Annotated in this window: 20 protein-coding genes; 7 read left to right on the forward strand and 13 right to left on the reverse strand. The window is 60.3% G+C overall.

The annotated features are described in order from the left end of the window. Window positions 1–12: 12 nt before the first annotated feature. Window positions 13–1,167 carry a Do family serine endopeptidase AlgW gene (gene algW, locus ACOYXG_RS04005; RefSeq protein WP_096795365.1) on the reverse strand — a complete coding sequence of 385 codons (1,155 nt, stop codon included), beginning with the start codon at window positions 1,165–1,167 and terminating at the stop codon, window positions 13–15. Between the two features lie 103 nt (window positions 1,168–1,270). On the opposite strand from algW, the gene ACOYXG_RS04010 reads away from it, so the two are divergent. The 3 genes from ACOYXG_RS04010 to cysN all read left to right on the forward strand — a co-directional run bounded on the left by ACOYXG_RS04010 (window position 1,271) and on the right by cysN (window position 5,107). After that, window positions 1,271–2,029 carry a Nif3-like dinuclear metal center hexameric protein gene (locus ACOYXG_RS04010; protein ID WP_103369132.1) on the forward strand — a complete coding sequence of 253 codons (759 nt, stop codon included), beginning with the start codon at window positions 1,271–1,273 and terminating at the stop codon, window positions 2,027–2,029. A gap of 252 nt (window positions 2,030–2,281) precedes the next feature. Beyond that, the gene (gene cysD, locus ACOYXG_RS04015; RefSeq protein ID WP_003221715.1) at window positions 2,282–3,199 is read left to right on the forward strand and encodes a sulfate adenylyltransferase subunit CysD; all 918 of its coding nucleotides are present in this window, start codon (window positions 2,282–2,284) and stop codon (window positions 3,197–3,199) included. A 9-nt stretch (window positions 3,200–3,208) separates the two neighbouring features. Beyond that, on the forward strand, window positions 3,209–5,107 hold the full coding sequence (gene cysN, locus ACOYXG_RS04020; RefSeq protein WP_027610861.1) for a sulfate adenylyltransferase subunit CysN: 1,899 nt from the start codon (window positions 3,209–3,211) through the stop codon (window positions 5,105–5,107). A gap of 711 nt (window positions 5,108–5,818) precedes the next feature. Here the strand turns inward: cysN and ACOYXG_RS04025 are convergent. Genes ACOYXG_RS04025 through ACOYXG_RS04035 form a run of 3 tightly spaced genes read right to left on the reverse strand, consistent with a single transcriptional unit; the run spans window position 5,819 to window position 9,211 of the window. Next, window positions 5,819–6,724: an acyltransferase gene (locus ACOYXG_RS04025; protein WP_460356030.1), complete on the reverse strand. Its 906-nt coding sequence runs from the start codon at window positions 6,722–6,724 to the stop codon at window positions 5,819–5,821. After that, window positions 6,725–8,824, reverse strand: coding sequence for a phosphate acetyltransferase (gene pta, locus ACOYXG_RS04030; protein WP_098967230.1), 2,100 nt, complete (start codon window positions 8,822–8,824; stop codon window positions 6,725–6,727). Window positions 8,825–8,884: 60 nt separating this feature from the next. Then, complete coding sequence (locus ACOYXG_RS04035; RefSeq protein WP_096795392.1) at window positions 8,885–9,211, reverse strand: DUF3565 domain-containing protein; 327 nt, start codon at window positions 9,209–9,211, stop codon at window positions 8,885–8,887. Here ACOYXG_RS04035 and ACOYXG_RS04040 point away from each other — a divergent pair. From ACOYXG_RS04040 to ACOYXG_RS04050, 3 genes are all read left to right on the forward strand, one after another. Then, a complete protein-coding gene (locus tag ACOYXG_RS04040) occupies window positions 9,180–9,665 on the forward strand; it encodes an FKBP-type peptidyl-prolyl cis-trans isomerase (protein ID WP_007968032.1) in 486 nt (161 codons plus the stop codon). The two genes, ACOYXG_RS04035 and ACOYXG_RS04040, sit on opposite strands and share 32 nt — an antisense overlap. Window positions 9,666–9,787: 122 nt before the next feature. Next, window positions 9,788–10,270 carry a glutathione peroxidase gene (locus ACOYXG_RS04045; RefSeq protein WP_027610864.1) on the forward strand — a complete coding sequence of 161 codons (483 nt, stop codon included), beginning with the start codon at window positions 9,788–9,790 and terminating at the stop codon, window positions 10,268–10,270. 141 nt (window positions 10,271–10,411) lie between these two features. Continuing rightward, window positions 10,412–11,515 (forward strand): NADH:flavin oxidoreductase, encoded by a 1,104-nt coding sequence (locus ACOYXG_RS04050; protein WP_460356035.1) that lies wholly within the window; start codon window positions 10,412–10,414, stop codon window positions 11,513–11,515. A gap of 135 nt (window positions 11,516–11,650) precedes the next feature. On the opposite strand, the gene ACOYXG_RS04055 is transcribed toward ACOYXG_RS04050, so the two are convergent. The 3 genes from ACOYXG_RS04055 to cysZ form a co-directional block, all read right to left on the reverse strand. Next, the gene (locus ACOYXG_RS04055; RefSeq protein ID WP_460358396.1) at window positions 11,651–12,850 is read right to left on the reverse strand and encodes a glycosyltransferase family 4 protein; all 1,200 of its coding nucleotides are present in this window, start codon (window positions 12,848–12,850) and stop codon (window positions 11,651–11,653) included. A 61-nt stretch (window positions 12,851–12,911) separates the two neighbouring features. Continuing rightward, window positions 12,912–13,358, reverse strand: a complete 447-nt coding sequence (locus ACOYXG_RS04060) for a hypothetical protein (RefSeq protein ID WP_097090398.1) — start codon at window positions 13,356–13,358, stop codon at window positions 12,912–12,914. Between the two features lie 117 nt (window positions 13,359–13,475). Beyond that, entirely contained in the window at window positions 13,476–14,237 is a 762-nt protein-coding gene (cysZ, locus tag ACOYXG_RS04065; RefSeq protein ID WP_460356038.1) for a sulfate transporter CysZ, read from the reverse strand. 311 nt (window positions 14,238–14,548) lie between these two features. On the opposite strand from cysZ, the gene trxB reads away from it, so the two are divergent. After that, entirely contained in the window at window positions 14,549–15,511 is a 963-nt protein-coding gene (gene trxB / locus ACOYXG_RS04070; RefSeq protein ID WP_003221727.1) for a thioredoxin-disulfide reductase, read from the forward strand. A 184-nt stretch (window positions 15,512–15,695) separates the two neighbouring features. Here the strand turns inward: trxB and ACOYXG_RS04075 are convergent, their stop codons facing one another. The 6 genes from ACOYXG_RS04075 to ACOYXG_RS04100 all read right to left on the reverse strand — a co-directional run bounded on the left by ACOYXG_RS04075 (window position 15,696) and on the right by ACOYXG_RS04100 (window position 18,829). Further along, window positions 15,696–16,034, reverse strand: coding sequence for a HopJ type III effector protein (locus ACOYXG_RS04075; RefSeq protein ID WP_097090400.1), 339 nt, complete (start codon window positions 16,032–16,034; stop codon window positions 15,696–15,698). Further along, window positions 16,027–16,323 (reverse strand): DUF1244 domain-containing protein, encoded by a 297-nt coding sequence (locus ACOYXG_RS04080; RefSeq protein WP_003221730.1) that lies wholly within the window; start codon window positions 16,321–16,323, stop codon window positions 16,027–16,029. Before ACOYXG_RS04080 ends, ACOYXG_RS04075 begins: the two co-directional genes overlap by 8 nt. Before the next feature lie 96 nt (window positions 16,324–16,419). Further along, the gene (gene folX, locus ACOYXG_RS04085; RefSeq protein WP_007968040.1) at window positions 16,420–16,791 is read right to left on the reverse strand and encodes a dihydroneopterin triphosphate 2'-epimerase; all 372 of its coding nucleotides are present in this window, start codon (window positions 16,789–16,791) and stop codon (window positions 16,420–16,422) included. Next, window positions 16,792–17,352 carry a GTP cyclohydrolase I FolE gene (folE, locus tag ACOYXG_RS04090; protein WP_103369128.1) on the reverse strand — a complete coding sequence of 187 codons (561 nt, stop codon included), beginning with the start codon at window positions 17,350–17,352 and terminating at the stop codon, window positions 16,792–16,794. A 21-nt stretch (window positions 17,353–17,373) separates the two neighbouring features. Then, window positions 17,374–18,084 (reverse strand): dihydromonapterin reductase, encoded by a 711-nt coding sequence (gene folM, locus ACOYXG_RS04095; RefSeq protein WP_097090402.1) that lies wholly within the window; start codon window positions 18,082–18,084, stop codon window positions 17,374–17,376. A 175-nt stretch (window positions 18,085–18,259) separates the two neighbouring features. Next, window positions 18,260–18,829 (reverse strand): antibiotic biosynthesis monooxygenase, encoded by a 570-nt coding sequence (locus ACOYXG_RS04100; protein ID WP_027610870.1) that lies wholly within the window; start codon window positions 18,827–18,829, stop codon window positions 18,260–18,262. Between the last annotated feature and the right edge of the window lie 47 nt (window positions 18,830–18,876).

Raw genomic sequence — 18,876 nt, forward strand, 5'->3', positions numbered from 1 at the left:
GCGAATAAAGTTTTACTCTTCTTCTTTCACCGGTGCAGGCGGCGGACGCAGGCCGATTTCAGCGGTGAGCTTCAGTTCTTTGCCGTTGCGCATGACCTGAATGGTCACTTTGTCAGTCGGCTTGATCCGCGCCACCTGGTTCATGGACTTGCGGCCATCACCGGCCGGTTCGCCGTCGATACTCAGAATCACGTCACCCAGTTGCAGGCCGGCCTTCTGTGCCGGGCCATCGCGGAAGATCCCCGCCACGACAATCCCCGGACGCCCGGACAGGCCAAACGACTCGGCCAGTTCCTGGGTCAGCGGCTGCACTTCAATACCGAGCCAGCCACGAATCACCTGACCGTGCTCGATGATCGATTTCATTACTTCCATCGCCAGTTTCACCGGGATCGCAAAACCGATGCCCTGCGAGCCGCCGGACTTGGAGAAGATCGCCGTATTGATGCCGGTGAGGTTGCCGTTGGCATCGACCAGCGCGCCGCCGGAGTTGCCCGGGTTGATCGCCGCGTCGGTCTGGATGAAGTCTTCGTAGTTGTTCAGGCCCAACTGGTTACGCCCGGTGGCGCTGATGATGCCCATGGTCACGGTCTGGCCGACGCCGAACGGGTTGCCGATGGCCAGCGCGACATCGCCGATGCGGATGCTGTCGGAGCGGCCGACGGTGATCGCCGGCAGGTTTTTCAGGTCGATCTTCAGCACCGCGAGGTCGGTTTCCGGATCGCTGCCGATCACCCGGGCGAGGGTTTCGCGACCGTCCTTGAGCGCCACCACGATCTGGTCGGCGCCGGTGGTCACGTGGTTGTTGGTCAGAATGTAGCCTTCCGGGCTCATGATCACCCCGGAACCGAGGCTCGATTCCATGCGTTTCTGCTTCGGCGAGTTGTCACCGAAGAAGCGCCGAAACTGCGGGTCTTCAAACAGCGGGTGCGCCGGTTTGTTGATGACCTTGGTGGTGTAAAGGTTGACCACCGACGGTGCGGCGATGGTCACCGCGTCGGCATATGACACCGGCCCCTGCTGCACGCTGGTGGTTTGCGGGGCCTGTTGCAGGTTGACATCGAGGCTCGGCAGCCCGACCCACTGCGGGTAACGCTGAATAATCAACAGAGCGATAAGCACACCGGCCAACAGCGGCCAGCCGAAAAAACGCAGCGCCTTGAGCATTAAGCACGTCCTGGAAAAGTTGCAGGCGGGGTCAGACCGCCCATAATGTCGCGCATTATACGAGGCCGCGCGCGCCTCTGAACGGGATTTTCAGGAGTCTTTCATGGCCGTCGCCCTCAGCACCCTCGTCGAAGAAGCCGACCGTTACCTCGGCAGTGCGAAAATCGCCGATTATTGCCCCAACGGCCTGCAGGTCGAAGGCCGACCGCAAGTGATGCGCATCGTCAGTGGCGTCACCGCCAGTCAGGCGCTGCTCGACGCGGCGGTGGAGGCCGAGGCCGACCTGATACTGGTGCATCACGGCTATTTCTGGAAAGGCGAGAACCCGTGCATCACCGGCATGAAGCAGCGGCGCCTGAAGACGCTGCTCAAGCACGACATCAGTCTGCTCGCCTATCACCTGCCGCTGGATCTGCACCCGGAAGTCGGCAACAACGTGCAACTGGCGCGTCAGCTGGACATTACCGTCGAAGGGCCACTGGATCCGGACAACCTCAAAATCGTCGGACTGCTCGGGTCGTTGAATGAGCCGATGACTGCGCGTGATTTCGCCCGCAAGGTTAAAGACGTCATGGGCCGCGAGCCGCTGCTGGTCGAGGGCAGTGGGATGATTCGTCGGGTCGGCTGGTGCACTGGCGGCGGGCAGGGTTATATCGATCAGGGCGTGGCGGCGGGTGTCGATCTGTTCCTCAGTGGTGAAGCCTCCGAGCAGACCTTCCACAGCGCGCGGGAAAACGACATCAGCTTCATCGCCGCCGGTCACCACGCCACCGAGCGCTATGGCGTGCAGGCGCTGGGTGACTACCTGGCAAAACGTTTCGCCCTCGAACACATCTTCATCGATTGCCCGAACCCGATCTGAATCCACCACAAATACCTGTGGGAGCGAGCCTGCTCGCGAAGGCGTCAGACTTTCAATACAAAGGTGTCTGGCATACCGCTTTCGCGAGCAAGCCCGCTCCCACAGGAACAGCATTGCCCGGCCGAACCGGCAGGCATATTCATATGCCCTTTCGATCTAGTAGGCGTCCTGATTAGAAGAGGTCGCTGTGCTAGGATTCCCCGCTCGAACACGGCCCGCTGGCCGTTCATAAGAAAGCTTTCGTGAGTAGCCATGGTCGACAAACTGACGCATCTGAAACAGCTGGAGGCGGAAAGCATCCACATCATCCGCGAGGTGGCCGCCGAGTTCGACAACCCGGTGATGCTGTACTCCATCGGTAAAGACTCCGCCGTGATGCTGCATCTGGCACGCAAGGCGTTCTTCCCGGGCAAACTGCCGTTTCCGGTGATGCACGTCGACACTCGCTGGAAATTCCAGGAGATGTACAAGTTCCGCGACAAGATGGTCGAAGAGCTGGGCCTGGACCTGATCACCCACATCAACCCCGATGGCGTGGCGCAGAACATCAACCCGTTCACCCACGGCAGCGCCAAACACACCGACATCATGAAGACCGAGGGCCTCAAGCAGGCGCTCGACAAGCATGGTTTCGACGCCGCGTTCGGCGGTGCCCGTCGCGATGAAGAGAAATCCCGCGCCAAAGAGCGCGTGTACTCGTTCCGCGACAGCAAGCACCGCTGGGACCCGAAAAACCAGCGCCCTGAGCTGTGGAACGTCTACAACGGCAAGGTCAACAAGGGCGAATCCATTCGGGTGTTCCCGTTGTCGAACTGGACCGAGCTGGACATCTGGCAGTACATCTACCTCGAAGGCATCCCGATCGTGCCGCTGTACTTCGCCGCCGAGCGTGAAGTGATCGAGAAGAACGGCACGCTGATCATGATCGACGACGACCGTATCCTCGAACACCTGTCCGACGAGGACAAGGCACGCATCGTCAAAAAGAAAGTGCGTTTCCGTACCCTTGGCTGCTACCCGTTGACGGGCGCGGTGGAGTCCGAGGCTGAAACCCTCACGGACATCATTCAGGAAATGCTCCTGACGCGAACTTCCGAGCGCCAGGGCCGGGTCATCGACCACGATGGCGCAGGCTCGATGGAAGACAAGAAACGTCAGGGTTATTTCTAAGGGGTTGTCATGTCGCACGCATCTGATTTGATCAGCGAGGACATCCTCGCCTACCTGGGCCAGCACGAACGTAAAGAGCTGCTGCGCTTTTTGACCTGCGGTAACGTCGATGACGGCAAGAGCACCCTGATCGGGCGCCTGCTGCACGACTCCAAGATGATCTACGAAGATCACCTGGAAGCGATCACCCGTGATTCGAAGAAAGTCGGCACCACCGGTGACGACATCGACCTGGCGTTGCTGGTCGACGGCCTGCAGGCCGAGCGTGAGCAGGGCATCACCATCGATGTCGCCTACCGCTATTTCTCCACCGCCAAACGCAAATTCATCATCGCCGACACCCCTGGCCATGAGCAGTACACCCGCAACATGGCCACCGGTGCCTCCACCTGTGATCTGGCGATCATCCTGGTCGACGCCCGTTACGGCGTGCAGACCCAGACCCGTCGCCACAGCTTCATTGCCTCGTTGCTGGGCATCAAGCACATCGTCGTCGCCATCAACAAGATGGACCTGAAAGACTTCGATGAAGGCGTGTTCGAGTCGATCAAGGCCGACTACCTGAAGTTCGCCGAAGGCTTGAAGATGAAGCCGACCAGCATGCACTTCGTGCCGATGTCTGCCCTCAAGGGCGACAACGTGGTGAACAAGTCCGAGCGCTCGCCTTGGTACAAAGGCCAGTCGCTGATGGAAATCCTCGAGACCGTGGAAGTGGCGGGCGACCGCAACTTCACCGATTTGCGTTTCCCGGTGCAGTACGTCAACCGTCCGAACCTGAACTTCCGCGGTTTCGCTGGCACCCTCGCCAGCGGCATCGTGCACAAGGGCGACGAAGTGGTGGTTCTGCCGTCGGGCAAGAGCAGCCGCGTCAAATCCATCGTCACCTTCGAAGGTGAGCTGGAGCAGGCCGGCCCGGGTCAAGCGGTGACGCTGACCATGGAAGACGAAATCGACATCTCCCGTGGCGACCTGCTGGTGCATGCCGACAACGTGCCGCCGGTCACCGACAGCTTCGAAGCGATGCTGGTGTGGATGGCTGAAGAGCCGATGCTGCCGGGCAAGAAATACGACATCAAGCGCGCCACCAGTTACGTGCCGGGCTCGATTGCCAGCATCGTCAACAAGGTCGACGTGAACACCCTCGAAGAAGGCCCGGCGAGCGCGTTGCAGCTCAACGAAATCGGCAAGGTGAAGATCGCGCTCGACGCGCCGATCGCCCTCGACGGTTACGACAGCAACCGCACCACCGGCGCGTTCATCGTCATCGACCGTTTGACCAACGGCACCGTCGGCGCCGGCATGATCGTCGCTCAGCCAGTGGCTCATGGGACTGCCTCGCACCACGGCAAACTGGCTCACGTTGCCACTGAGGAACGTTCCCAGCGTTTCGGCCAGCAGCCAGCGACCGTGCTGTTCAGCGGCCTGTCGGGCGCGGGCAAGAGCACGCTGGCCTACGCGGTCGAGCGCAAGCTGTTCGACATGGGCCGTGCGGTGTTTGTGCTCGATGGTCAGAATCTGCGTCACGACCTGAACAAAGGGCTGCCGCAGGATCGTGCCGGTCGTACCGAGAACTGGCGGCGTGCTGCGCATGTGGCGCGTCAGTTCAACGAGGCGGGTCTGTTGACCCTGGCGGCGTTTGTTGCGCCGAGTGCTGAAGGTCGTGAGCAGGCCAAGGATCTGATCGGCAAGGAGCGTCTGCTGACGGTTTATGTGCAGGCCTCGCCGGCGGTGTGTGCCGAGCGTGATCCGCAAGGGCTGTATGCTGCGGGTGGCGATAATATTCCGGGTGAGTCGTTCCCGTATGACGTGCCGCTGAATGCTGATCTGGTGATCGACACGCAGTCGCTGTCGTTGGAAGAGAGCGTCAAGCAGGTGTTGGATCTGCTGCGTAAGCGTGGCGCGATTTAAGCTTTAGTCGGAAATAAAAGGCCCGCGGATGAGTGATCATCGGCGGGTTTTTTATTGGGGGGCATTTGGTTTTCGGCGGTGGCGGCCTTTGGGCTGGCCATGCTCTGGGTGGGTTGTGTGAATATCCGTTTCTTCGGGTGTTGCTGATTGCGGTTCCGCCCTTACGGCGGGTCACTTTTTACAAACGCCTAAAAAGTAACCAAAAACGCTTGCTCCTGCGTTCGGCCCGCTCGCTGGGGCTCGGGGTCCCTTCGCTGCGGGATTGATCCGGGCGCAGCGCCTCCGGTTGGCTTCGCTGCACCTCCTCTCGCTGTGTTTGGCTGCGCCAAACGGTCGCTGCGCTCCCACCCCCGGATCAATCCCTACGCTCAGCCTTCCGACGTCGCCCGTGGATCAAGATCAAGAGCTTTCGGCGAGCTGACACTCGGCCATTTGAGTGGTGAAAAGCGTGCGCCTGGCTTTAGCTTTTCCTGTGGGAGTTGGCTTGCCAGCGATGGCGGCCTGACAGCCGACCAATCTCTACCTGAATACACCGGTTTCAAACTGTGGGAGCGAGCTTGCTCGCGAAGGTGGTCTGACAGCCGACCAAGCTCTAACTGAATGCACTCCATCCAACTGTAGGAGTGAGCCTGCTCGCGATAGCGGTATGTCGTTCAACATTGGGAGTGGCTGTTCCACCGCTATCGCGAGCAGGCTCGCTCCTACAGGGGATTAACGTTTGTCTGGGAATTCGCGGTGCATCTGCTCCAGCAGCGCATCCTTGTCCTGCCACAGCTGGTTGATCCAGCCCTGGAATTGCAGGCGGTATTCGCCGTCCTGGTCGTAGTTCTTGCCGATGAAGGCCGGCGGGATTTTCAGTTCTTCAAAGTGCACCACCACGTCGCGCACGTTGCCGCACAGCAGATCCCAGAAACCCGGACGCCCGCCTGGATAGTGAATGGTCACGTTGACGATCGACTCCAGTTGCTCACCCATCGCGTCCAGCACGAAGGCGATGCCACCCGCCTTGGGTTTGAGCAGGTGTTTGAACGGTGACTGCTGTTGCGCATGTTTGCCTTCGGTGAAGCGTGTGCCTTCGACGAAGTTGAAAATCCCCACCGGGTTGTTGCGGAATTTCGCGCAGGTCTTGCGCGTGGTTTCCAGGTCTTTGCCTTTCTTCTCCGGGTGTTTTTCCAGATAGGCCTTGGAGTAGCGTTTCATGAACGGAAAGCCCAGCGCCCACCACGCCAGGCCAATTACCGGGACCCAGATCAGCTCCTGCTTGAGGAAGAATTTCAGCGGCTGGATGCGCCGGTTGAGCACGTATTGCAGCACCAGGATGTCGACCCAGCTCTGGTGGTTGCTGGTGATCAGGTACGAGTGTTGGTAGTCCAGACCTTGCAGGCCGCTGATGTGCCAGCGGGTGCGGCGCACCAGGTTCATCCAGCCTTTGTTGTTGCTGATCCAGGCTTCGTGGGTGTGGCTCATCAGCCACAGTGAGGCGCGGCGGGCGAGGTCGAAGGGCAGCACTTTGATCAGCGCGACGCAGAACAGGAACGAGCACAGCAGAATCGTATTGAGCGCCAACAGCAGCGCGGCGATCACGCCGCGAATCGGGGCGGGCAGAAAGTCCAGCATTTACACATCCATAGGTCGGTTGGCGGCTTGAATCGCGGTCAGGGCGATGGTGTAGACGATGTCGTCGACCTGCGCGCCGCGCGGCAGGTCGTTCACCGGTTTGCGCAGGCCTTGCAGCATCGGGCCGAGGCTGACGCAGTCGGCGCTGCGCTGCACGGCTTTGTGGGTGGTGTTGCCGGTGTTCAGGTCGGGGAACACGAACACCGTGGCGCGACCGGCCACCTGGCTGTTCGGCGCCAGTTGCCGGGCGACGTCTGCGTTGGCAGCGGCGTCGTATTGCAGCGGGCCGTCGATCAGCAGCGAGTGCTGTTGCTCGTGGGCGAGCAGGGTGGCTTCGCGGACTTTCTCGACTTCTTCACCGCTGGCGGATTCGCCGCTGGAGTAACTGATCATCGCCACGCGCGGGGTGATGCCGAATGCTGCTGCGGAATCAGCGCTTTGCAGGGCGATCTCCGCCAGTTCGGCGGCGCTCGGGTGCGGGTTCATCACGCAGTCGCCATAGACCAGCACTTCTTCGGGGAACAGCATGAAGAACACCGACGACACCAGCGTGCAGCCCGGTGCGGTCTTGATCAGTTGCAGGGCCGGGCGAATGGTGTTGGCGGTGGTGTTGATCACACCCGAGACCAGGCCGTCGACCTCATCCAGCGCGAGCATCATGGTGCCGATCACCACGGTGTCTTCCAGTTGCTGTTCAGCCATCGGCGCATTGAGGCTTTTGCTTTTGCGCAGGGCGACCATCGGCTCGATGTAGCGCTCGCGGATCAGGTCCGGATCGAGAATCTCCAGCCCCGGCGGCAACTCGATACCTTGCGCGCGGGCCACCGCTTCGACGTCCTCGGGTTTGGCCAGCAGCACGCAACGGGCGATGCCGCGCTCCTGGCAGATCGCCGCCGCTTGCACGGTGAGCGGCTCGCTGCCTTCGGGCAGGACGATGCGCTTGTTCGCCGACTGCGCCCGTTGAATCAGTTGATAGCGGAACACCGCTGGCGACAGGCGCATTTCTCGTGGTGTGCCACAGCGCTGGTGCAGCCATTTGGCGTCGAGATGGCTGGCGACGAAATCGGTGATGATCTCCGCACGCTCGCGGTCATCAATGGGGATTTCCTTGTTCAGGCCATTGAGCAGGTTGGCGGTGTCGTAGGAGCCAGTGCTCACCGACAGCACGGGCAGACCGGCCTGCAGCGCGCCACGGCATAGGTCCATGATGCGTGGATCGGGCAGGGTGTCGCTGGTCAGCAACAGCCCGGCCAGCGGTACGCCGTTCAACGCCGCGAGACTGACCGCGAGGATGATGTCGTCGCGGTCGCCCGGGGTCACTACCAGCACGCCGGGCTTGAGCAGCTCGACGGTGTTGCGCATGGTCCGTGCGCAGATGATGATTTTGGTCATGCGCCGGGTTTCGTAATCGCCGGCGTTCAGCACCTGCGCGCCCATCAGGTCGGCGACGTCGCGGGTACGCGGTGCATTGAGTTCGGGCTGAAACGGAATGCAGCCGAGCAGGCGGAAATCACCGCTGCGCAACAACGGCGAATGCTCTTTGAGGCGCGTGGCGAAGGCGTCCATGCTCTCCTCGGTCTTGACCTTGTTGAGGATTACGCCGAGGACTTTTGGATCTTTCGGGCCGCCGAACAATTGCGCCTGCAATTCCACGCGGCCGGAGAGTTCGGCAAGCACTTCGTTTTCCGGGGCCGAGACCAGAATCACCTCGGCATCCAGGCTTTTCGCCAGGTGCAAATTGACCCGCGCGGCGTAGCTGGCGCTGCGGGTCGGCACCATGCCTTCGACTACCAGCACGTCTTTGCCGATGGCAGCTTGCTGATACAAGGCGATGATTTCTTCGAGCAACTCATCGAGCTGACCGTCGCCGAGCATCCGCTCGACGTGGGCCAGGCCCAGTGGCTGCGGCGGTTTCAGGCCGTGGGTGCGCGCCACCAGTTCGGTGGAACGCTCAGGACCAGTGTCGCCCGGATGCGGCTGGGCAATCGGTTTGAAGAAGCCGACTTTCAGTCCGGCCCGCTCCAGGGTACGCACCAGCCCGAGGCTGATGGAGGTCAGACCCACGCCAAAATCGGTGGGCGCGATAAAAAAAGTTTGCATGCGGATTCTCTAAAGGTGCATGGCAATGGTGGCGATCTATACGTGACCGCCTACCGCAATTCAGTCGCCAAGGTTATCGCTAACCGAGCCTTGTGCGCACCAACCGCAGTCAAAGGGTTGGCCTATTTTTTCAATACGTTGCGCCGGGTCCAGGACCCATGGCCGCGATTGCCACGGCGGCTGGTGACGCAGGTGCTGGGTGTGGCCACAGGAAAGCTCGGCCACCCAGTGACCGTCTTCATCCTGATGGAAGCCGGCGATTGTCGAATCCCGTTTGTCCGGGTTGTGTTCGCTTTCGCGCGATTGCTTCGCTAAACTTGGCCTTTCTATATTCTTCTGCAAAAGGTCTCGCCCCATGCTGATCGCCGCCAATAAGGCTGTCTCCATCGACTATACCCTGACCAACGACGCTGGTGAGGTCATCGACAGCTCCGCCGGCGGCGCTCCGCTGGTCTACCTGCAAGGCGCAGGCAACATCATCCCGGGCCTGGAAAAAGCTCTGGAAGGCAAAGCTGTTGGTGACGAGCTGGAAGTGTCCGTTGAGCCGGAAGACGCTTACGGCGAATATGCTGCCGAACTGGTCAGCACCCTGAGCCGCAGCATGTTCGAAGGCGTTGACGAGCTGGAAGTCGGCATGCAGTTCCACGCTTCGGCGCCGGACGGCCAGATGCAGATCGTGACCATCCGTGACCTGGACGGCGACGACGTCACCGTCGACGGCAACCACCCACTGGCCGGTCAGCGCCTGAACTTCAAAGTGAAGGTCGTTGCTATCCGTGACGCCAGCCAGGAAGAAGTCGCTCATGGCCACGTCCATGGCGAAGGTGGCCATCACCACTGATTTTCTGCGCTAAGCTTCGAGTACTGGAGAGGCGCCTGCGGGCGCCTTTTTAGTCCGCGGCTGTCCTTGGTGCTCTCGCCAAGTGGCTGTTTCGAGTAGAACACGGGAATCTGGAGTCCGTCATGAGTGCTTTTCACGACCTTAAGTTGACAGCCCTGGATGGTCAGGAGCTACCGCTGGCGCCCTTCAAAGGCCAAGTCGTGCTGGTGGTCAACGTCGCCTCCAAATGCGGCTTGACCCCACAGTACGCGGCGCTGGAAAACCTCTACCAGCAATTCAAGGGCAAGGGCTTCAGTGTGCTGGGCCTGCCGTGCAACCAGTTTGCTGGCCAGGAACCAGGTACCGAACAGCAAATCCAGGAGTTCTGCAGCCTGAACTATGGCGTGACGTTCCCGTTGTCGAGCAAGCTTGAAGTCAACGGCCATGATCGTCATCAGCTGTACCGCTTGCTGGCGGGCGAGGGTGCGGAGTTTCCGGGGGATATCACCTGGAACTTCGAGAAATTTCTGCTCGGTAAGGATGGCCGGGTATTGGCGCGATTCTCGCCGCGCACGCCGCCGGATGATCCGACCATTGTCCACGCGATTGAAAAAGCGCTGGGCTGAAACACAAAAATCGCAGCCATCGAGCTGCGATTTTTTTTGTCTGACTTTTGACCCTTAATCATTCAAATCAATAGTGCTGTTAAAAGGCGCTAACTGTTCATATTATCGCCGTCATAAAGTCATTCCCTGTGGAGCCTTCCAATGCCGGTGCAAGCCCTGTTCAAACCGTTCCACCTCGGTGCCCTCGAACTGCCGACCCGCGTGGTGATGGCGCCGATGACCCGCTCGTTTTCCCCGGGTGGCGTACCCAATTCCAAAGTGATCGAGTACTACCGTCGCCGCGCTGCGGCCGGTGTTGGCCTGATCATCACCGAAGGCACCACTGTCGGTCACAAGGCTTCCAACGGTTACCCGAATGTGCCGCAGTTCTTCGGCGAAGCGCCATTGGCCGGCTGGAAAAAAGTCGTCGACGCGGTGCATGCCGAGGGCGGCAAGATTGTTCCGCAACTGTGGCACGTCGGCAGCGTGCGCCGCATCGGCACCGAGCCGGACGCCAGCGTCCCGGCTTACGGCCCGACGGAAAAACTCAAGGATGGCCAGGTCGTGGTGCACGGCATGACCAAACAGGACATTCAGGACGTGATCGGTGCTTTCGCCCAAGCGGCGAAGGATGCGCAAAGCATCGGCATGGACGGCGTGGAAATCCACGGCGCCCACGGCTATCTGATCGACCAGTTCTTCTGGGAAGGCAGCAACCAGCGTACCGACGAATACGGCGGCAGCCTGGCCAACCGTTCGCGGTTCGCCATCGAGTTGATTCAAGCGGTGCGCGCGGCAGTCGGTGAAGGCTTCCCGATCATCTTCCGTTTTTCGCAGTGGAAGCAGCAGGATTACACCGCGCGTCTGGTGCAGACCCCGGAGGCGCTGGGCGAATTCCTTAAGCCGCTGTCCGACGCCGGCGTGGACATTTTCCACTGCTCGACGCGGCGTTTCTGGGAGCCTGAATTTGACGGTTCCGAGCTGAACCTGGCCGGCTGGACGCGCAAACTGACCGGCAAACCGACCATCACCGTAGGCAGCGTCGGCCTGGACGGCGAGTTCCTGCAGTTCATGGTTAACACCGACAAGGTCGCGCAACCGGCAAGCCTGGAGAAACTGCTGGAGCGTCTGAACAACGACGAGTTCGATCTGGTGGCAGTGGGCCGTGCGCTGCTGGTGGATCCGGACTGGGCGCTGAAAGTCCGTGAAGGGCGTGAGCAGGATATTCTGCCGTTCAGCCGTGAGGCGTTGATGACGCTGGTTTAAGTAGCACCTTTGATGGCCCCTTCGCGAGCAAGCCCGCTCCCACAGGTTTCTCTGGGTTCACAGAATCTGTGTTCACTGAGGATCCCTTGTGGGAGCGAGCCTGCTCGCGAAGGCAGGTTCAAAATCAGCAAAGATCTAAGGCAATGTCTGCGCATTCGGCAACACCCCCTCCCGCACACACGCGCCACGCAAGTGCTTTTCAAATTGCTCGATGATCGCCGCCCACCCCTGGCGACTGGCATGCTGGCGCGCATTCAGGCGCACGCAACGCAAGGTCTCATCTTCCTCCAGCAACCACGCCGCCGCATCGCAGAACGCTTGTTCATCACCGGGCATCGCCAACACGCCGTTGTAACCGTGGCGAATGTGCTGCGCTGCCGCAGCCTGATCGTACGCCACCACCCCCAGCCCTGACGCCAGAGCTTCCAGCACCACATTGCCGAAGGTTTCGGTCATGCTTGGGAACAGGAAGATATCGCCGGACGCATAGTGCGCCGCCAGTGCTTCGCCGCGCTGTGAACCACAGAAGATCGCCTCGGGCAGCTCCTTTTCCAGCGCAGGCCGTTGCGGCCCGTCGCCGACCACGATCAGCTTCAGCTTGCGCTGTGGATAAGTGCGGCACAGGGTGTCGAAGCAGCGCTTGAGCAGACCGAGGTTCTTTTCCGGGGCCAGCCGGCCGACGTGAATCACCGCGATGTCCTGCTCGCTCAGGCCCCATTGCTCACGCAAGCCGTTCAGGCGCTTGGCCGGGTGAAACAACTGGCTGTCCACGCCGCGGGAGAGCAGGGCGAGGCGGTCGAAATGCCGACGCTCCAGTTCCAGGCGCTGACTGACGCTCGGCACCAGGGTCATCGCCGAGCGGTTGTGAAACCAGCGCAGATAATGCGTGAGCAAGCGCGTCAGCAAACTCAGTCCGTACTGATTGGTGTACTGCTGAAAATTGGTGTGAAAGCCGCTGACCACCGAGATCCCCAGACGCCGTGCCGCACGCAACGCCGACAAACCGAGCGGGCCTTCGGTGGCGATGTACAAAACGTCCGGGCGATGACGCTTCCAGCGCCGCAGCAGCTTGTGCATCGACGACTGTCCCCATTGCAGACCGGGATAACCCGGCAACGGCCAGCCTCGACACAACAGCAAGGCATCGTCCTCGACGCGCTGCGGATCTCCCGCCTGGCGCGGTCGCACCAGTTCCACCTGATGCCCACGCGCGCGCAAGCCATCGCACAAGCGACCAAGGGTATTGGCCACCCCGTTGATTTCCGGTGGGAAGGTTTCGCTGATCAGTGTGATATGCAGAGCTGTCGTCATGACCTCAGTGTCGGCTGAGGCCATGTCGTGCATGTGACGTTCGGATGATGGATTTGTGACGGCATCCGTCACCGAAAAATCAGCGCTATTTAGCCGTGATAAAAAGAATATTTCCCGCAAAGAACGCGAGAAGTGTTCCCACGATATAAAGAATTGTGCTGGTACTTTTCAAGTCTCTGAGTTTGGCGAATCCAACGATTCCGTGGAGCATGTTCAAGGAAAAAAGAGTAATTGCAGTGATAAGCAGAACACCGCCGCCGAGGTAGTGTGTAATTGTGTCGAAGTAAGTGATGTTCGGTAATTTGAACGCTTTGACACCCGCCCAGAGAACCACCCCACAAATCACGTAATTTCGAATGTGGTCAAAAACCCACTTTAGGGTTACGTCCTTGGTTTCGAGATGCACCAAATGAAGGATCAGGCTGCTCAAGTTCAGCTTTGTTTGGGGCTCGGGCAGGAGTTCTGTCGGGAATCCTTTTTTTTCTAGCTTCTGTGCAGGCTCAGGTTGGCCGCTGTTCAGCTCATTTTCCATCTGTGTATGTACTCCCTGTAACCCGACCAAAAAGTTGATGTCGCAGTGCCGGGAAAAGGGGATGATATCAGAATGGTGGCATCCTGATGGCTGTCAACGTCGCAAAAATTAAATTGGCTAGGGGCGCTCAGCCTGCGCCACGAGGTTTTCGGCCCCGCGCTCACGCACCCAGAACAACGTCGCGCCTGCAACGGCGGCTGGCATCATCAAAATATTCACCACCGGAATCAGCAGCGCCAGATAGACGATCCCGCCAAAACTCATGCTCTGCCAGCGTTTCTGCCGCAGCCAGGCGAGCATCTCGTTCCAGCCCAATTTGTGGTTGTCTGCCGGGTAGTCAATGTACTGGATCGCCATCATCCACACGCCGAACAGCAGCCACAGCGGGGCGGCGACGATGTTCACTACCGGGATGAACGAGAGAATGAACAGGCCGATCGCCCGCGGCAGGAAGTAGCCGAGTTTGCGCATTTCCCGGGCGAGGGTGCGCGGGATCATCGCAATCAGTTCGCCCCAGCTGAAGGCCGGGAAATCATCGGTGCCGCGTACCACCACTTCGACTTTTTCCGCGAGGAAACCGTTGAACGGCGCCGCGATCACGTTGGCGAGCATGGTGAAGGTGAAGAACACCATCAACGCCACCAGCACCACGAACAGCGGCCAGAGGATGTAGCTGAGGAAACTCAGCCATTCGGGCAGCGACGGCATCAGGCTGTCGACCCACAGGCTGAACTGATGGCCGGCCAGATAGATCAATCCGACGAACAGCACCAGGTTGATCGCCAGTGGCAGCAACACGAACAGGCGCAGGCCCGGGCTGAGAACCAGTTTGAGGCCTTCGCGCAGGTATTGCGGGCCGGACAGAACAGGGGCGGGCATAAGGTGCTCCGAGCAAGGGAAAACGCGCCGACCTTACCGACTTTGCAACAGGTGCGAAAGCGCGGCAGAGCGATCGACATTCACTGTAACAAAGACGTCGATCTGGTCGGAGTCTGCGTATAGAGACCACCTATGAGCTGGATTGTTAATCCGTATTTCCTTAATCTTGCCCCCCTCGATACGCTGCACCCAACTTTTTACAGGACTGTCGAGCTCATGCCTTCCCCAAGGTTATCCACAGTCCTTTTTTATTCCCGCCGGCAGTCCGGCGTTCCGCGCCAGTGTTTCGGCCCGGTCAACAGGAGCAGGTCATGTCTGAAGTCCGTCATTCGCGAGTGATTATTCTCGGTTCCGGCCCTGCCGGTTACAGCGCTGCGGTCTACGCCGCCCGTGCCAACCTCAAGCCACTGCTGATCACCGGCATGCAGGCCGGCGGTCAATTGACCACCACCACCGAAGTCGACAACTGGCCGGGCGACGTGCACGGCCTGACCGGTCCGGCGCTGATGGAGCGGATGCGCGAGCACGCCGAGCGTTTTGAAACCGAGATCGTTTTCGATCACATCAACGCCGTGGACTTCGCTGCCAAGCCGTACACCCTGACCGGCGACAGCGCGACTTACACCTGCGACGCCCTGATCATCGCCACCGGTGCCAGCGCTCGTTATTTGGGCCTGCCGTCGGAAGAGGCGTTCATGGGCAAAGGCGTTTCGGCCTGCGCGACCTGCGACGGTTTCTTCTACCGCAACAAGCCAGTGGCTGTGGTCGGCGGCGGCAACACCGCTGTTGAAGAGGCGCTGTACCTGGCTAACATCGCCAGCACCGTGACCCTGATCCACCGTCGCGAAACCTTCCGCGCCGAGAAGATCCTGATCGACAAGCTGAACGCCCGCGTGGCCGAAGGCAAGATCATCCTCAAGTTGAACGCCAACCTCGACGAAGTGCTGGGCGACAACATGGGCGTGACCGGTGCGCGCCTCAAGAACAACGACGGCAGCTTCGACGAGATCAAAGTCGATGGCGTGTTCATCGCCATTGGCCACACCCCGAACACCTCGCTGTTCGAAGGCCAGTTGACCCTGAAAGACGGTTACCTGGTTGTGCAGGGCGGTCGTGACGGCAACGCCACTGCCACCAGCGTTGAAGGCATCTTTGCTGCCGGTGACGTGGCTGACCACGTTTACCGTCAGGCCATCACCTCGGCCGGCGCCGGCTGCATGGCAGCACTGGACACCGAGCGTTACCTGGACGGTCTGCAGAACGCTTCGTTCTAAATCGCAGACACAAAAAAACCGGCTTCGGCCGGTTTTTTTTGTGCCCGTTATTCACAGCCACCACTCAACAAATGTGGGAGCGAGCCTGCTCGCGAAGGCGTCATGTCAGGCAACATTCTGGATGTCTGATACACCGCTTTCGCGAGCAGGCTCGCTCCCACAGGGACTGGTGTTGGATCTGATATCAGCGACGGGTCAGCGGCTGTGCTTCGAACTTCACACCCGCCAGACCGTGCTTGATCAGCGCGCGGATATTGCCGTGGTCGCTGCCCTCAGGCGTCGCCACCACCGAACGGTAATGTTCACCGAACGCCAGCAGCGCTTCTTCATCACTCAAGCCTTCCAGCAGTGCCAGACCCAAAGTCTTGCACGAACCTTCGTTCTGCCCGGCGGCGTTTTCCACGCCACCGTTGTTGAACGCCTGAGGCTGGTAGTCGTAACCGGCGGCGATGAAAGCCAGGGTGTCGGCGAAAGCGTGTTCGCCGCTTTTGAGGCTGGCGCGCAGGGTGTTCAGATCACTCATTGGGTTTTCCTTTGGCGAACGCCGCCTGTTGTTCGGCGCTGGCTTCTTGCTGGTATTGGGCTTTCCACTCGGCGTAAGGCATGCCGTAAACCACTTCACGGGCGTCGTCGAGGCTGACCTCGATCTGCTGTTCATCGGCGGCAGCCTTGTACCACTTGGACAGGCAGTTGCGGCAGAACCCGGCAAGGTTCATCAGGTCGATGTTCTGCACGTCCTTGCGGCTGTCCAGGTGGGCGACCAGCCGGCGGAAGGCGGCGGCTTCGAGTTCGAGGCGTTGTTGCTCGGTCATGGGAGTCTCTGCGAGACAGCTTCAAGCGACGAGCTTCAAGCTGCAAGATGGGTGGCGTTGATACGAAGTTTACAGTTTGCCGCTTGAAGCTTGAAGCTAGCGGCTCGCTGCAAGCGTGATTGACACCGACTCGGCAAAACGCAGCGCATGCGGCTTGTCGACTTCGACTTCGGCGTACAGCACCGCAGCATGAGTCATCACCAGATCCAGCAGTTCCTGGGTCAGGCGTTCGAGCAGCGCAAACCGATTGCCCTCGACGTGGGCGATGATCGCCTTGGTGATGGTGCGGTAATTCAGCGCGTGATCGATGTCGTTGTCGCGCACCGCTTCCTGCGCCGCGTACAGGATCGTGAGATTGATCAGCACATCCTGCTTGTTGAGGATCTCGTCCTCGTTGATCCCGATAAAGGTGCGCAAGCGCAGATCCTTGACCCGGATGCGCGCCATTCCCGGTTGAAGTTGTGACATTTACTTGCTCCGTCCAATCAATTGCAGGAACTCCTGGCGGGTGTTGCTCGAGTCGCGAAAGGCGCCGAGCATGACCGAGGTGTTCATGGTCGAATTCTGTTTCTCGACACCGCGCATCATCATGCACATGTGCCGGGCCTCGATGACCACCGCGACGCCGGCGGCATCGGTGACCTGTTGCACCGCATCGGCAATCTGCCGGGTGAGGTTTTCCTGAATCTGCAGGCGCCGGGCGAACATGTCCACCAGCCGCGCGATCTTCGACAGCCCCAGCACCTTGCCTGTCGGAATATAAGCCACATGGGCCTTGCCGATGAAGGGCAGCAGGTGATGTTCGCACAACGAGTAGAGCTCGATGTCGGCGACGATGATCATCTCGTCGCTGTCGGAGGCAAACAGCGCGCCGTTGACGATCTGCTCCACACTCTGTTCATAGCCGTGACACAGGTATTGCATGGCCTTGGCCGCGCGCACCGGGGTATCGAGCAGACCTTCGCGGTCGGGGTCTTCGCCGAGGCCGATGAGGATCTCGCGGTAATTCTCGGGCAGGGAACGGGTCATGGGAGATCCTCGCGCAGCAGCTTATTTGACGTGCCGTCCGCCGTTGACGGTCAGGGTTGTGCCGGTGACATAGGGGTTGTCGAGCAGATAGCGCAGGCTCTGGTAGATCACTTCGCTGCCGGGCTCGATGCCCAGCGCGGATTTGGCCAGCGCCCTGGCGCGGTACGCCGCGTCGTCGTCGGGATTGAACAATAGCAGGGCCGGCGCGATGCCGTTGACCTTGATTGCCGGCGCATAGCGCGCGGCGAAGGACAGGGTCAGGCTGTCGAGCCCGGCCTTGCTGGCGCAATAACCGATGTGCTTGCTGCTGCCCTTGCGCGTGACATCGTCGCTGATGTGGATGATGTCGGCCGGGGTCGAGCCTTTGAGCAGGTCGGCGCAGTGCAGGTTGATCAGATACGGCGCGAGCATGTGCACGTTGAGCATGCGCGAGAAGGCCTCGGCTTCACTGCCCGGGGTTTCCGCCAGCCATTCGGAGGCGTTGTGGACGATGGCGCGCAGGCAGTCGGTGTGGGTTTTCAGTTCATCGATGAAGGCGAGGATGGCGGCTTCGCTGGAGAAGTCCGCGAACACCGCGACAGCGCCCAGATCACGCAGGGCTTGTACGCCCGGACGTTCGCTGCGGTAGGTGAAGATGACCCGATGGCCGTCTTCAAGCAAACGCTGTGCGCAGTGCAGACCGACACGCTGGCCGGCACCGGTGATGAGGATCGGGGCGGAGGATATGGACATGAACGGCTCGCGTCGCGGTTGGAGCAAAAACTATAACAGCGACATGAGCCATGCACCTATCGTCGGCCTTACCAATACCTGTGGGAGCGAGCCTGCTCGCGAATGCGGTGTCTCAGTCGACATCAATGTTGAATGGCAGTCCGTATTCGCGAGCAGGCTAGCTCCCACACAGAGATCATCGATTCTGCGTAGAGGGTGTTGCAGGCAAAGGTCGCGCAGGCACAGCGTTCAACCAGTTGGCCAGCAACCGCGTCGACAACGGAATAAAGAAATACACCATCAAGGGCGTCAGGCACGCCGTGCTGATCAATACCCGCGGCAGCAGGCTCATCTCGCCGAGCAGCGGTCCGAGGACAAAGTTGAACAGCAGCGACACCGGGAAGAACGCCAGCCAGATCGCCACGGCCTGTTTCCAGCGTGGTGGCCGTTGACCGGCAGCGCCGAACCAGCCTTCGATGCCGCTGACCCGATGCTCCTTGGGATGCTCGAACAGATCGCTGCCCCGCGCCAGCCACGCGGTCCGCGAGACCGAGTGCTCCCAGGCGTGCAGGGTCTGCTCGTCGACGAAGCGGAAAATGATCTGGAATTCGTTGTCACCGGGTGGCGGAGCGAGCACGCCGGAACCCAGGTAACCGGGAAAGTCAGTGGCCAGTTGTTCGCCTTCGCGCAGCCAGGCAATCAGGTCCTGATAGCGGCCGTCGGCGACGCGACGCGCAACCATCAGCGTGACGGGGGAAGTAGACATTGTGTATCTCCATATTTCGAGTGCGGCGCTCCGGGTAGGAGGTTTCG

Source organism: Pseudomonas sp. G3-39 (genome assembly GCF_054790485.1).

Coding starts and splice junctions, on each gene's coding strand:
- algW (WP_096795365.1), bottom strand. CDS start 1,167: ATGCTCAAGGCGCTGCGTTTTTTCGGCTGGCCGCTGTTGGCCGGTGTG.
- ACOYXG_RS04010 (WP_103369132.1), top strand. CDS start 1,271: ATGGCCGTCGCCCTCAGCACCCTCGTCGAAGAAGCCGACCGTTACCTC.
- cysD (WP_003221715.1), top strand. CDS start 2,282: ATGGTCGACAAACTGACGCATCTGAAACAGCTGGAGGCGGAAAGCATC.
- cysN (WP_027610861.1), top strand. CDS start 3,209: ATGTCGCACGCATCTGATTTGATCAGCGAGGACATCCTCGCCTACCTG.
- ACOYXG_RS04025 (WP_460356030.1), bottom strand. CDS start 6,724: ATGCTGGACTTTCTGCCCGCCCCGATTCGCGGCGTGATCGCCGCGCTG.
- pta (WP_098967230.1), bottom strand. CDS start 8,824: ATGCAAACTTTTTTTATCGCGCCCACCGATTTTGGCGTGGGTCTGACC.
- ACOYXG_RS04040 (WP_007968032.1), top strand. CDS start 9,180: ATGCTGATCGCCGCCAATAAGGCTGTCTCCATCGACTATACCCTGACC.
- ACOYXG_RS04035 (WP_096795392.1), bottom strand. CDS start 9,211: ATGGAGACAGCCTTATTGGCGGCGATCAGCATGGGGCGAGACCTTTTG.
- ACOYXG_RS04045 (WP_027610864.1), top strand. CDS start 9,788: ATGAGTGCTTTTCACGACCTTAAGTTGACAGCCCTGGATGGTCAGGAG.
- ACOYXG_RS04050 (WP_460356035.1), top strand. CDS start 10,412: ATGCCGGTGCAAGCCCTGTTCAAACCGTTCCACCTCGGTGCCCTCGAA.
- ACOYXG_RS04055 (WP_460358396.1), bottom strand. CDS start 12,850: ATGGCCTCAGCCGACACTGAGGTCATGACGACAGCTCTGCATATCACA.
- ACOYXG_RS04060 (WP_097090398.1), bottom strand. CDS start 13,358: ATGGAAAATGAGCTGAACAGCGGCCAACCTGAGCCTGCACAGAAGCTA.
- cysZ (WP_460356038.1), bottom strand. CDS start 14,237: ATGCCCGCCCCTGTTCTGTCCGGCCCGCAATACCTGCGCGAAGGCCTC.
- trxB (WP_003221727.1), top strand. CDS start 14,549: ATGTCTGAAGTCCGTCATTCGCGAGTGATTATTCTCGGTTCCGGCCCT.
- ACOYXG_RS04075 (WP_097090400.1), bottom strand. CDS start 16,034: ATGAGTGATCTGAACACCCTGCGCGCCAGCCTCAAAAGCGGCGAACAC.
- ACOYXG_RS04080 (WP_003221730.1), bottom strand. CDS start 16,323: ATGACCGAGCAACAACGCCTCGAACTCGAAGCCGCCGCCTTCCGCCGG.
- folX (WP_007968040.1), bottom strand. CDS start 16,791: ATGTCACAACTTCAACCGGGAATGGCGCGCATCCGGGTCAAGGATCTG.
- folE (WP_103369128.1), bottom strand. CDS start 17,352: ATGACCCGTTCCCTGCCCGAGAATTACCGCGAGATCCTCATCGGCCTC.
- folM (WP_097090402.1), bottom strand. CDS start 18,084: ATGTCCATATCCTCCGCCCCGATCCTCATCACCGGTGCCGGCCAGCGT.
- ACOYXG_RS04100 (WP_027610870.1), bottom strand. CDS start 18,829: ATGTCTACTTCCCCCGTCACGCTGATGGTTGCGCGTCGCGTCGCCGAC.